The sequence below is a fragment of the Arthrobacter sp. MYb224 genome (assembly GCF_002975455.1).
In the GTDB taxonomy this organism is placed as follows: Bacteria; Actinomycetota; Actinomycetes; order Actinomycetales; family Micrococcaceae; genus Glutamicibacter.
The window spans coordinates 29,898-41,352 of record NZ_PCPU01000011.1; the positions used below are offsets into that span (position 1 = coordinate 29,898).

The following is an 11,455-nucleotide window of genomic DNA, read 5'->3' on the forward strand; positions in this document are numbered from 1 at the left end:
AAAGATAGGATGTAAAGAGTTGAAACTGTGAAAGGTAGCATATGTCCTTTGAAGAACAGCCTGCACGCCCCCGTGCGAAGAAGAAACGTACTGGGCGTGGAATCCTTATCGGTATTCTCGCGCTGGTCGTTATTGCCGGTTTGGTAGCCGGCGGGTACGTATGGAATCTCGGTCGCACCTTCGATGAGAAGAGCGACAAGATCGCCGAGGCTTTCCCGGCCGAGGAAACTCGTCCAGAAGTTAAGGAAGAATCAAAGGATGCCGTAAATATTCTGCTCCTTGGCAGTGATACACGCGCCACTCGCGATGTCGATGATTCGGAAGATGACTTTGGCACCCTGCCTAATGGTGGTCGTTCGGACACCATGATGTTGGTGCATATTCCGGCTGATCGCGATGGGGTTTATGTCACCTCGGTCATGCGTGATACCTGGCTGGACATTCCAGGAGTCGGTACTGCGAAGATCAACCGTGCTTTTGCCAGCGGCGGTGTTCCAAAGGCAGTTGAGACCTTAGAGGGCCTATTCGGGGTGCGCATCAACCACGTAGCCTCAATCGACTTTGAAGGATTCAAGGGGTTGACGGACGCGCTTGGTGGCGTAACCGTTAATAATCCCCAGGCTTTCCGCCAGTCAATTACCAATGGCATGTATTTCCCGGCTGGTGTCCAGACCCTAGATGGAGAACAAGCCCTGGCCTTTGTTCGTGAACGCAAGTCGTTCCCGGGCAGCGACTATGGACGCGTCAAGAACCAACAGCTGTTTGTCAAAGCAATGCTTGGACAGATTATGTCTAAGGAAACACTGACCAATCCGGCTAAGCTTAATAGCGTCGTCAGTGAGATGGCTCCCTTTATCGCGGTTGATGAATCATTGGATGCATCTACCGTGGCTGGCTATGCCACTTCGATGATGAATGTGCGTCCAAACGACATGTCATTCTTTACGCTCCCGAACAACGGCCCTAGCCGTTCGGCGGATGGGCAGTCGATTGTCATTCCGGATATGGCAACCATCGACAAGTTTGGCACCGCGTTGCAGGAAGACAAGATGGAAGAATTCGTGAATACCACGGACCTTTCCCGCTAAGAACTGAAAGACCCGATTTCCCATGACACAAAAACTCGATACCTCCGTGCGCGCCATTGGTGAATGGTTGCAGCGGAGCGTGAAGAGTCTCGGGAATCATTCCGATCGGCTGAATGCCATTAATGTCTTCCCCGTGGCGGATGGAGATACAGGTAGCAACCTGTATCTCACTGCCCGGGCGGGGCAAGATGCGGTCAGCAAGTTGGAAAGCGACGATATCGGTGCCTTTTTGGAAGTTGCCGCTCGCGCCGCCATGGAGTCGGCGCGCGGCAATTCGGGAACGTTACTTGCAGTCTTTCTCAGCGGCCTGGCCGAACCTTGGCTGGGTCATGACCGGTTGAACGCCAGCATTTTGGCCAAGGGGCTGGAACGCGCCAAGGTCCGCTCATGGTCGGCGCTAAGCGAGCCCGTTGAGGGCACCATGCTCTCGGTGATCAGTGCCGCCGCACTGGCAGCCGGATCCACGTTGGCCCACCTGAAAATCGATGCCGAAAGCCGCGCCGCGCTGGATTCGGTGCTAAGCCAGGTATCTCAAGCCGCACGTATGGCAGTGCACGGCACCGAGAACGAATTGCCCAGCCTTGAAAGGGCTGGAGTGGTAGATGCCGGCGCAGTTGGGATGCTGGTAATTCTTGATGAGCTTTGCGCTGCCGTCCGCGGCACCGAGACGGACTTCGAATATTATGAAGGATTCCATGGGTACCATATCCAAGATCCTCATGTGCATCTGATCCAGAATGACGCTCAGGGTGTCGAGGTCATGTGCACCATCACCTTGGACGCCTTGGGAGCAGCGACCTTGCGTGGTCAGCTGGATCGAATCGGAGATTCGGTCATCATGTCGCCGGTCAATTCGACCAGCGAAGAATTCTACCGTTGGCGAGTGCACGTTCATGTTGCCCAAGCAGAGGCTGCGCTGGAACTCATCCGTCAACAGGGCGAGCCGGTGAACGTCAGCGTCACCGATCTGTGTACCCATGATGGATGACATCCGATTGAAGAATATTGAACTAGCCGAGCTCTCCAAGGCATTGGGCGCCAAAAATGCTGGAGCGATAGAGAAGGCCTTCGGGTACACCACCGTTGGAGAGTTTCTCCGGCATTTTCCCCGCCGCTATGTGGACGTGGGGGAGCTGACCCCCATTGCCGAGCTGCCTTTTGACGAACACGTCACCGTAGTGGCCCAGGTGGTCAACGTCAGCCAGCGGCAGATGCACTCACGGCGTGGATTCATCTTTGAAGTGACGGTGAGCGACGAACTTGCCAACAATGGGCAAGAACTGCGGATGACCTTCTTCAACGGCTACCAAGCGCGCAATGATCTGCACATCGGAACCATCGCGATGTTCAGCGGCAAGGTGGGCTGGTACCAAGACCATTTGCAGCTGAGCCAACCGGATTACGCAATTCTGGACACGGCCGAGCAGGCAGACCCGCGGCCAATACCGATCTATCCGGCCTCGGCAAAAATGCCGAATAAGAAAATTCGTGATCTGATGGCCCTGCTCACGGAACTGTTCACCGAAGAGCAGCTTCCGGAGTTCCTGCCAGAGACAATCCTCGAGCAGCATCATTATCCGCGTCGGGCGAAGGCCTACCTGGATAGGCACAGCCCGCGCGAAATCAAACAGGCGTATATTGCCCGGCAGCGCTTCGCCTTCGAAGAAGCCTTTCTGCTGCAACTCTCGCTTGCCGAACGAAATCGGAAGCTGGGAAATCAGCCAGCCATCGCCCGAACGCAAGTCAAAAATGGACTCGCCGATAAATTCGAATCAAGACTGCCCTTCGAGCTCACTGACGATCAGCTAGCGGTCGGGACGGCTATCACCGCTGACCTGGCTAGAGCGCATCCCATGCACCGCTTGCTGCAAGGCGAAGTCGGTTCGGGTAAAACCGTCGTTGCCCTCCGTGCGATCTTGCAAGTCATTGACGCAGGGGGACAAGCGGCATTGTTGGCACCGACAGAGGTCCTCGCCGCGCAGCATTATTCCTCTATAAAGAAGATGCTGGGGAACCTAGCCGACCCAGGCCTCTTCGGCGAAGGCGAGGGAACTGGGGTCGCGCTGCTGACCGGTTCAGCCAAAACGGCTCAACGCCGGGAAGCCCTGTTAGGCATAGCCAGCGGGGAGACCGGCCTGATCATCGGCACGCACGCACTGCTCGGCGAACACGTGCGATTTGCCGAGCTCGGCCTCGTCGTCATCGATGAGCAGCATCGATTCGGTGTCGAACAGCGTGATGCGTTGCGGGCCAAAGGAGAAGTTGCGGTGCCTCACACGCTTGTCATGACCGCCACGCCGATTCCACGTACGGTGGCAATGACTGTCTTTGGCGACTTGGATATCTCCACCATCAGGAAGCTGCCGGCCGGACGCGCCCCCATCTCCACGCATATCGTTCCCATGCAGCTCACCGGATACCGGGACCGGCTTTTCTCACGGATACGAGAAGAAGTCAGCAAAGGGCATCAGGTGTATGTGGTCTGCCCGAGAATTTCGGAAACGGCAGCGGAGCAAGGAATCTTGGTAGCCACCGCCGAAGACGGGGCCAACCAAACCATGAGCGTTGAAGCAATGTTTGAGCTTCTTTCCACAATGCCGTCGTTCACCGACGTACGTCTGGAAGCTTTGCATTCGCAGCTTGACTCCTCTGACAAGCAGGACATCATGGATGAATTTGCAACCGGGCAGATAGATGTCCTGGTTTCCACCACGGTGATCGAAGTCGGTGTGGACGTGCACAACGCAACCTTGATGGTGATCATGGACGCCGAAAGATTTGGGATCTCACAACTTCACCAGTTGCGCGGTCGTGTCGGCCGTGGCGGATTGCCGGGTACCTGCCTGCTGACCACCTGGTTAGACGCCGATCACCAGTCGGTCAATAGGCTGCGCACCATTGAATCGACTCTGGACGGATTCGAATTGGCCGAAGCGGACCTTGCCGAACGCAAGGAAGGAAATATCCTTGGCGTTCAACAGTCCGGTAGCCGGTCAACACTGCGTGAATTGAGTATTATCAAAGATCGTGGCTTGATCGAATCGGCCCGTGACGACGTTCAGCTGCTCATGCAATCCGGGAATTGGGCCACCGAGAACTCGCAGCTCGCCTCGGTTGTAGGGTCGTGGATCGATCAGTCCACCAGCGAATTCTTGAATAAAAACTAATATCTACATTTCGAAAGTGGCAGCATCACATGAGCCGTATTATCTCCGGCATAGCCGGTGGCACTACCTTGAAGTCGGTTCCTGGAGATGCCACGAGGCCCACCACCGACAGGGTCAAAGAGGCTCTGTTCTCCCGGCTGGATAGCTGGAACGTCATTTCTTCGGCACGGGTGCTGGACCTTTTTGCCGGCTCCGGAGCCCTCGGGCTGGAAACCGCTAGCCGTGGCGCGCGTCAGGTCCTGCTGGTGGAGCTGGCGCCAAAAGCTGTAAGCGTGTGCCAGCAGAACGCAGCAAAAATCAACGAGGCCTTGAAGAGCCAGATTGCTTCGGTCCAACGAGGCAAGGTGGATTCTGTACTCGCAGGTTTCTTTGACGAAGAAACATCCTTGCCCCGAAAGACTTTTGACCTGGTCTTCATGGATCCGCCGTACCCCCTGACAGAGCAGGAGCTCTCGGCGACCTTGGAGAAAGTCTCCAGAGTGCTCGCTGAGGACTCGACCCTTATCGTTGAACGTTCCAGCCGTTCTCCTGAACCGCAATGGCCGTCGGGCCTTGAGAAGATTGCGGATAAGAAATACGGAGAGACGCACCTATGGTTTGCCGAACCGGTCCAAGGCTAGAGAGTGCTTGATCTCCGACGGATAGGGGCCTGCGGCTTGGCAAGCTTCGATAGCCGGCTCGTCGATCCCGGCATTTGACGCGGTAAGGATGAGGTTTCCGGGGAATCGCCGGGTGAACATTTCTGGAGTCGAGCTGAGCAGTACGTGGCCGAAGGCGGTTTGTGCGGCTGCCACCTGGCGATCGGTGAAGGCCAACGGCGGGTCATCTCCGATATTCACGAAGAGCAGGCCATCCACAGCCAGCGAGTCTGCAAGTTCTGCATAATACTCTGCGGTGGTCAGATGCTCCGGAGCCTCTGGTCCGCTAAAAATGTCGACGACAATAACGTCATAGAGCTCACCTGCCAGTTCTTCGTAAAGCACCGCACGGGCGTCGGCCACAACCGCCCGCAAATCGCATTCTTTTGGCAAGGGAAGGTGCGTCTGAACGAAGTCGAGCAGTTCGCGTTCGATGTCAACGGCAACATGCGTGCTATCTGGATAGCGCAGAGCACCCCAACGGGCTAAGGTCAGCGCTCCGGCACCTAAATGGAGGAACTTTAACGGTTCGGGCTCGGGGCGCAATACGCTCAAATGATTGGCTATCCGAGCCAGGTATTCATAGAAAATCTGTTCCGGATCAGCCAGATTTACATGTGACTGTTCGGCGCCACCAATGGCGAGAATCTTGGCACCGGGAACTAGGTCATCGTCATAAATGGTTGCATGGGCCTGGACACCACCGAGCCAGCGTTTGACGGGTTTATTGCTCATTTAGCGAGCTCTCCGGGTAGGTTTTGCAGCAGCTCTACGGCGCGTGTAATGACTTCGGGTTTTTTGCAAAAGGCAAAACGCAGCAGGGAGGCATATTCCGACTGATTTTCTTGGTGCGCAAAAACCGATAGCGGTATTGCGGCCACGCCGATTCGTGCGGGCATTAGTTTCGCCACGTCCACAGCGCTTGCTATCCCTTGTCCTTTGAGGTCGGCGACCAAGAAATAGGTGCCTTTGGGGCGCATCACCGGGATTCCCGCTTTTTCCAGGCCGTCGGCAAGTTGTCCACCTCGCGCACCGAGATCGGCGGAAAATTTGCTGAAGAATGAATCCGGAAGTGCCAGAGCTTCAGCGACGGCTGGCTGGAAAGCCGGCCCAGAGGAATACGAAAGGAACTGCTTGACTGTTCGTACCGCGGTAATGAGTTCCTGAGGCCCAGATGCCCAACCGACTTTCCAGCCGGTGAAGGAAAACGATTTGCCGGCAGAGGAAATCGTGACGGTGCGTTCAAAACCGCCGGCGAGAGTCGCGATGGGGATATGGGGAGAGTCGAAGGTGAGATGTTCATAGACTTCATCCGCCATGATGATGCAGTCATGCTTATGCGCGAGGGCAATGATTTCGTTCAGGACGCTCTCGTCGAAAACGGTGCCCGTGGGGTTATGCGGATTATTGACAATGATTAGTCGGGTCTTGTCGGTAACGGCAGCCCGGAGTTCTTCCAGATTCGGCGCGAATGATGGTGCTCGCAATTTCACTACCTTGTGGGCAGCATTTGCCAACCCAATCATGGCTGCGTAGGAGTCATAGTAAGGCTCGAAAGTGACTACCTCGTCGCCAGCCTCGACAAATGCCAGAATTGTCGCCGCGATAGCTTCCGTGGCACCGGTGGAGACGACTACCTGTGTATCCGGATCAATTATCAAATCATAAAAACGTCTCTGGTGCTCCGAGATAGCCTGCCGCAACGCGGGAATACCGCTGCCTGGAGCGTACTGATTGGCTCCGTCATGGATGGCCTTGACTGCCAATTCGCGAATTTCTTGCGGGCCTTCGGTGTCGGGGAATCCTTGACCCAAGTTTATTGCTTGGTGTTTATTTGCCAGGCCGGTAATCTCCTCGAAGATTGTGACCCCGGGTTCTCCCGTTGGTCCCAGCAGGTTTGCACTGCGTGCGGTACGCCGCCATGGCTTGGATTCATAGGTCATAGGTCAATTATGCTTCGTATCAGGAATTTGGCGTTAGGTAACACGCATGAATCGTTACGTGACAGCCCGTTCAAAATCACGCGCTATTAGCGGTTTGTTGATAGATTCAATATATGCGCAGAGCTGTATGCCCAGGATCCTTCGATCCCATTCACAATGGCCATGTCGAGATCATTGCCCGTGCGGCGAGCCTCTTTGATGAGGTAATCGTTGCTGTGTCGACGAACTACTCCAAGAAGTATCGCTTTAGCGAAGACGAACGAGTCGCCATCGTTGAAGAGACCGTAGGAGGTCTTCGCGGAGTTTCCGCAATGCCCATGGGCCAAGGGCTCCTCGCGGATTTCTGCAAGGAGCAAGGCGCCGAAGCTATCGTCAAGGGACTGCGCAGCACCGTGGATTATGCGTATGAGATCCCCATGGCCACCATGAACCGCCACCTCACCGGCGTGGAAACCGTCTTCTTACAGGCGGACACTAGATTTACTCATTTGTCTTCGTCACTGCTCAAAGAAGTGCAGGCACTCGGTGGCGATGTCGCTGAATACTTTCCACGCGCAGTGATCAAGCGATTGTCAAAAAAGAGCTAGAAACCTTGCACGAATGATGAAGACTGCTTGCTTCATCAGATTTAAATTACCTTTTGAGAACAGTAGGGATTATCAAAATGGCGTTGACTCCGAAAATTACGAAGGCAGTCATTCCAGCTGCTGGGCTGGGAACTCGATTTTTGCCAGCAACGAAGGCAATGCCAAAAGAGATGCTTCCCGTAGTCGATAAGCCTGCAATCCAGTATGTCGTTGCCGAAGCCGTGAATGCTGGGCTGAACGACGTGCTGATGATTACTGGGCGCAGCAAGCGCGCTCTCGAAGATCACTTCGATCGGGTCCCATCCTTGGAAGCATCCTTGGAAGCCAAGGGGGACGTGAAGAAGTTGCGCTCGGTTCAGGAAGCAACGGAACTTGGCGATATTCACTACGTGCGCCAGCGCGATCCGCGAGGCCTTGGGCATGCGGTCCTATGCGCAAAGCAGCACGTAGGGCAGGAACCATTCGCGGTTTTGCTGGGCGACGACTTAATTGATTCACGCGATGAACTGCTGTCGCTCATGGTGGAAACCCAGCAGAAGACCGGTGGGTCGGTGATCGCGCTTATGGAGGTCGAGCCTGAACAGATTAGTGCCTACGGGTGTGCGGACGTTTCTACTGTCGAGGACGAGGACTATGTGAAAGTTAACGCCCTGGTTGAGAAGCCAAGCTTGGAGGAAGCCCCAAGCAATCTGGCAATCATCGGCCGTTACCTGCTTCACCCCAGGGTTTTCGAGGTGCTTGAGCACACCGCTCCGGGACGCGGCGGTGAAATTCAGCTGACGGATGCTCTTCAGGAGCTTGCTGTGGGCAGCGATGAAGGATCCGGAGTGCATGCCGTAGTCTTCCGCGGCAGACGTTATGACACCGGTGACAAGCTGAGCTATCTCCAGGCAAACGTGACCTTGGCCGTTGAAAACGAAGAACTAGGCGCGGGCATGAAGACTTGGCTAAGGACGTTCGTCGCAAACCTCGAAGACTAATCGTAAGGGGCTACTCAGGATAATCACATTTATCTTGAGTAGTCTTTTTCTTTGCCCCTGTAGCGAACATAGAACTTGCCACATGGGCATACCCTAGATTTTCTTTGAGAAGCTGCAGGAATGAATACCCAAAACACAAGTGAAAGCTTTACGTCTCGTAGCGCTCGCTACGGTGTGGAGCGACGGCGGAAGCGCCGCCTGCGCGGCGTACTGTTATCCGTAGTTGCGGTTGCAGTCGTTGCAGCCTTAGGTGCAGGGTTCTACCTCTTTAGTCTTCAACATCAGTTCAATTCGAAAACCAATACCTTGTCCATCGACTACACCGATGAGCAGCAGAGTTCGCGACCCGTCAAAGATCCAGACGATGGCTCCATGAATATCTTGATGCTAGGTGTAGATCATGCTGATGATGAGCAATCGGACGCAGCGGCGCTAGACGGCGCGGTGAATCAGCGCAGTGACTCCATGATGCTGGTGCATATTCCAGAAAACCGAGAGCAAATTTACATCATGTCTTTGGTCAGAGATATGTGGGTAGATATCCCAGGATATGGCCAGAACAAGCTCAACGCTGCGGTGTCGCTTGGAGGGGTACCGCTGCTGATGCAAACCGTGGAAGGTCTATTCGACACGAAAGTTGATCACGTGGCGATGATTGATTTTGAGGGCTTCCGAGAGCTTTCCACGGCCTTGGGCGGCGTTACGGTTTCCAATGAGATACCCTTCACTGCGAATGACACCGACTACTTCTACCCAGCAGGAGAGATCACTCTTGAAGGGGATCGCGCCTTGCGTTTCGTACGCGAACGAAAGTCTTTCAGCGACGGTGATTACCAGCGAGTCAAGAACCAACGGACATTCCTCGTTGCGGCCGTGAATCAGATGCTGTCCAACGATACGCTCACCAATCCGGTGAAACTCTACGATATTGTCGACAAGGTTTCGCCCTACCTCACTTTCGACTCGCAATTCGACGCTGCGACCATGGTTGGTTTAGGAATGCAGCTTAAAAATGTGGACACCGAAAACCTGGAGATGTTCACGATGCCGACTGCGGGAAGCTCAACTAGTGCCGATGGTCAGTCAATCGAACTTGCCAGCGAACTAGCAGTCGCTCAAATTTCAGAGGCGCTGCAAACCGATACGATGGCCGAATATTTGGCTGAGTACCCGCCAGAATAGACGTGCTCAAGCGTCAGTGGGAGCAATTGCACTCGCGTACGAAGCGCGAAATCACGTGTTACCACCACTCGTAAACTAGACTTTGATCATCTGTGCTTACGAATTCAAGTAGTAGTTAGCATTCGACAAGAGGACATTTTGCACATGACAGTTGCGGAGGAAGCCGAGAAGTACGGCTTGCACCGAGTAGGGGCAAGACCGTCATTGGTCGATTACCTGAAGCAGACGTGGAGTCGTCGCGAGTTCATTTATGAACTTGCCAAGGCCCGACTTCAGTCTCAGAACGAACGTAACCGTCTGGGCATGGTTTGGGTCGTCCTGAAACCTACGTTCAATGCCCTAATGTATGGATTCATCTTTGGCATCTTGCAGGGCGGGAACCGTCCTGCTGATTTCCCTGTATTCGTGGTTATCGGAGTGTTCCTCTTCGAGTTCTTCACTACGTCGATGAATGGCGGGGCAAAATCGATCACCGGAAATACCGCGCTTGTACAATCATTGGCTTTCCCAAGACTGTCACTTCCTGTAGCTCAAGTCACCCAGAATTTCTTGACTCTTGTTCCAATGCTTGGTGTGATGTTCATTTATGCCCTCATCCTAGGAACCTCTCCAAAATGGACGTGGTTTGTGATCATTCCACTGGTGCTCCTATTTAGCGTTTTCAATATGGGTATTGCGCTAATATGTGCACGAATAACGGTTCACATCCGAGATTTTACGAACATATTGCCGTTGATCGGACGTGTTCTCTTCTATACCTCAGGCGTGCTATTCAGCGTCGATCGTATCCTCAATCAATGGCCTTGGATGCTTGCCATATTTGACTATCACCCGCTTTACCAAACTCTGACGATCGCAAGAGCAATGATTATGGACAATAGCCCTTACGATCCACACGCGTGGCTTGTCGTGGGCATCTGGGCCATCGCTACTCTGGTGGTCGGGCTTATTTACTTCTGGAAAGCTGAGGAGCGTTACGGCCGTGCGGATTAGTTTTGATGACCTAATAAATCCTGAATTGCATCCAGACTATGAACCAGAACGGATTTTTTCAGATGACACCTCATTTATCGATGTGGTGTCCGCAGATGACGTTAAGAGTCCGAACCTAAATATCGATTCGAGCCGCCAACCGGTAGTCATGGTGGACAATCTCCACGTCAAGTACCAGGTGTATTCGAGCGGCAAAGCTGTGGGAGCTTCAGGTGCTCGCCGGTTGCTCCAGTCGAATATGCGAGGCGTTAGAACGGTTCATGCATTGAAGGGGATCTCCTTCGTGGCTTATGAGAATGAGTCAATTGGCGTGATCGGATCAAATGGTTCAGGTAAGTCGACGTTGCTTAAGGCCATTACGGGCTTGACTCCTCCTGCTTCCGGAAGTGTGTTTGCAAGATCGCGTCCCAGCCTTTTGGGCGTCGGCGCTGCTCTTATCCCCGGACTCTCGGGAGATAAGAACATTACTCTTGGTGGACTCGCCCTCGGCTACAACCGTCAAGAAGTCGAGAAGATGCGCGAAGACATCATCAAGTTTGCCGAACTTGAAGAATTTATCGATTTGCCAATGCGCACCTACTCTTCCGGCATGAGCGCGCGACTTAAATTTGCGATCGCGGCGTCGAAGCAGCACGACATTTTGATTATTGATGAAGCCTTGGCGGTCGGTGACGCGAAGTTCAAAAAACGCAGTGAAGCGAAAATCCGCGAAATTCGTGAGAACGCGGGAACGATCTTCAACGTTTCGCATTCGATGAACTCGATCAAGGAAACCTGCAATCGCTGCATCTGGATTGAAAAGGGCGTCCAGAAAATGGACGGCGATCCCGATGCCGTTATCAAGGCGTACCAAGCACACTTGAAGAAGAAGAAATAA

General features: G+C 53.9%; 11 protein-coding genes. 9 read left to right on the forward strand and 2 right to left on the reverse strand.

From position 1 onward, the window contains the following. Positions 1 to 41: 41 nt before the first annotated feature. Genes CQ017_RS16250 through rsmD form a run of 4 tightly spaced genes read left to right on the forward strand, consistent with a single transcriptional unit; the run spans position 42 to position 4,875 of the window. Positions 42 to 1,088 carry an LCP family protein gene (locus CQ017_RS16250; RefSeq protein WP_105554574.1) on the forward strand — a complete coding sequence of 349 codons (1,047 nt, stop codon included), beginning with the start codon at positions 42 to 44 and terminating at the stop codon, positions 1,086 to 1,088. A 22-nt stretch (positions 1,089 to 1,110) separates the two neighbouring features. Then, the gene (locus tag CQ017_RS16255; protein WP_105554575.1) at positions 1,111 to 2,076 is read left to right on the forward strand and encodes a DAK2 domain-containing protein; all 966 of its coding nucleotides are present in this window, start codon (positions 1,111 to 1,113) and stop codon (positions 2,074 to 2,076) included. Positions 2,077 to 2,083: 7 nt separating this feature from the next. Next, on the forward strand, positions 2,084 to 4,255 hold the full coding sequence (gene recG, locus CQ017_RS16260; protein WP_258133770.1) for an ATP-dependent DNA helicase RecG: 2,172 nt from the start codon (positions 2,084 to 2,086) through the stop codon (positions 4,253 to 4,255). Between the two features lie 29 nt (positions 4,256 to 4,284). Further along, positions 4,285 to 4,875 carry a 16S rRNA (guanine(966)-N(2))-methyltransferase RsmD gene (gene rsmD / locus CQ017_RS16265; RefSeq protein WP_105554576.1) on the forward strand — a complete coding sequence of 197 codons (591 nt, stop codon included), beginning with the start codon at positions 4,285 to 4,287 and terminating at the stop codon, positions 4,873 to 4,875. Here rsmD and CQ017_RS16270 read toward each other — a convergent pair. Then, positions 4,846 to 5,628, reverse strand: coding sequence for a spermidine synthase (locus CQ017_RS16270; protein WP_105554577.1), 783 nt, complete (start codon positions 5,626 to 5,628; stop codon positions 4,846 to 4,848). The genes rsmD and CQ017_RS16270 overlap by 30 nt on opposite strands. Further along, on the reverse strand, positions 5,625 to 6,836 hold the full coding sequence (locus CQ017_RS16275) for an aminotransferase class I/II-fold pyridoxal phosphate-dependent enzyme (protein ID WP_105554578.1): 1,212 nt from the start codon (positions 6,834 to 6,836) through the stop codon (positions 5,625 to 5,627). The genes CQ017_RS16270 and CQ017_RS16275 overlap by 4 nt, the downstream gene beginning before the upstream one ends. Positions 6,837 to 6,949: 113 nt before the next feature. Here CQ017_RS16275 and coaD point away from each other — a divergent pair, with 113 nt between their 5' ends. The 5 genes from coaD to CQ017_RS16300 all read left to right on the forward strand — a co-directional run bounded on the left by coaD (position 6,950) and on the right by CQ017_RS16300 (position 11,455). After that, on the forward strand, positions 6,950 to 7,423 hold the full coding sequence (gene coaD / locus CQ017_RS16280; RefSeq protein WP_105554579.1) for a pantetheine-phosphate adenylyltransferase: 474 nt from the start codon (positions 6,950 to 6,952) through the stop codon (positions 7,421 to 7,423). Between the two features lie 77 nt (positions 7,424 to 7,500). Then, the gene (gene galU / locus CQ017_RS16285; RefSeq protein WP_105554580.1) at positions 7,501 to 8,403 is read left to right on the forward strand and encodes a UTP--glucose-1-phosphate uridylyltransferase GalU; all 903 of its coding nucleotides are present in this window, start codon (positions 7,501 to 7,503) and stop codon (positions 8,401 to 8,403) included. 120 nt (positions 8,404 to 8,523) lie between these two features. After that, positions 8,524 to 9,585: an LCP family protein gene (locus tag CQ017_RS16290; protein ID WP_105554581.1), complete on the forward strand. Its 1,062-nt coding sequence runs from the start codon at positions 8,524 to 8,526 to the stop codon at positions 9,583 to 9,585. A gap of 144 nt (positions 9,586 to 9,729) precedes the next feature. Continuing rightward, positions 9,730 to 10,578, forward strand: coding sequence for an ABC transporter permease (locus CQ017_RS16295; RefSeq protein ID WP_105554582.1), 849 nt, complete (start codon positions 9,730 to 9,732; stop codon positions 10,576 to 10,578). 148 nt (positions 10,579 to 10,726) lie between these two features. Continuing rightward, on the forward strand, positions 10,727 to 11,455 hold the full coding sequence (locus tag CQ017_RS16300) for an ABC transporter ATP-binding protein (protein ID WP_105554637.1): 729 nt from the start codon (positions 10,727 to 10,729) through the stop codon (positions 11,453 to 11,455).

What these genes read in the sequence shown, in the direction of transcription:
- CQ017_RS16250 (WP_105554574.1), top strand. Translation starts at nt 42, where the DNA reads ATGTCCTTTGAAGAACAGCCTGCACGCCCCCGTGCGAAGAAGAAACGT.
- CQ017_RS16275 (WP_105554578.1), bottom strand. Translation starts at nt 6,836, where the DNA reads ATGACCTATGAATCCAAGCCATGGCGGCGTACCGCACGCAGTGCAAAC.
- galU (WP_105554580.1), top strand. Translation starts at nt 7,501, where the DNA reads ATGGCGTTGACTCCGAAAATTACGAAGGCAGTCATTCCAGCTGCTGGG.
- CQ017_RS16295 (WP_105554582.1), top strand. Translation starts at nt 9,730, where the DNA reads ATGACAGTTGCGGAGGAAGCCGAGAAGTACGGCTTGCACCGAGTAGGG.
- coaD (WP_105554579.1), top strand. Translation starts at nt 6,950, where the DNA reads ATGCGCAGAGCTGTATGCCCAGGATCCTTCGATCCCATTCACAATGGC.
- rsmD (WP_105554576.1), top strand. Translation starts at nt 4,285, where the DNA reads ATGAGCCGTATTATCTCCGGCATAGCCGGTGGCACTACCTTGAAGTCG.
- CQ017_RS16300 (WP_105554637.1), top strand. Translation starts at nt 10,727, where the DNA reads ATGGTGGACAATCTCCACGTCAAGTACCAGGTGTATTCGAGCGGCAAA.
- CQ017_RS16255 (WP_105554575.1), top strand. Translation starts at nt 1,111, where the DNA reads ATGACACAAAAACTCGATACCTCCGTGCGCGCCATTGGTGAATGGTTG.
- CQ017_RS16290 (WP_105554581.1), top strand. Translation starts at nt 8,524, where the DNA reads ATGAATACCCAAAACACAAGTGAAAGCTTTACGTCTCGTAGCGCTCGC.
- CQ017_RS16270 (WP_105554577.1), bottom strand. Translation starts at nt 5,628, where the DNA reads ATGAGCAATAAACCCGTCAAACGCTGGCTCGGTGGTGTCCAGGCCCAT.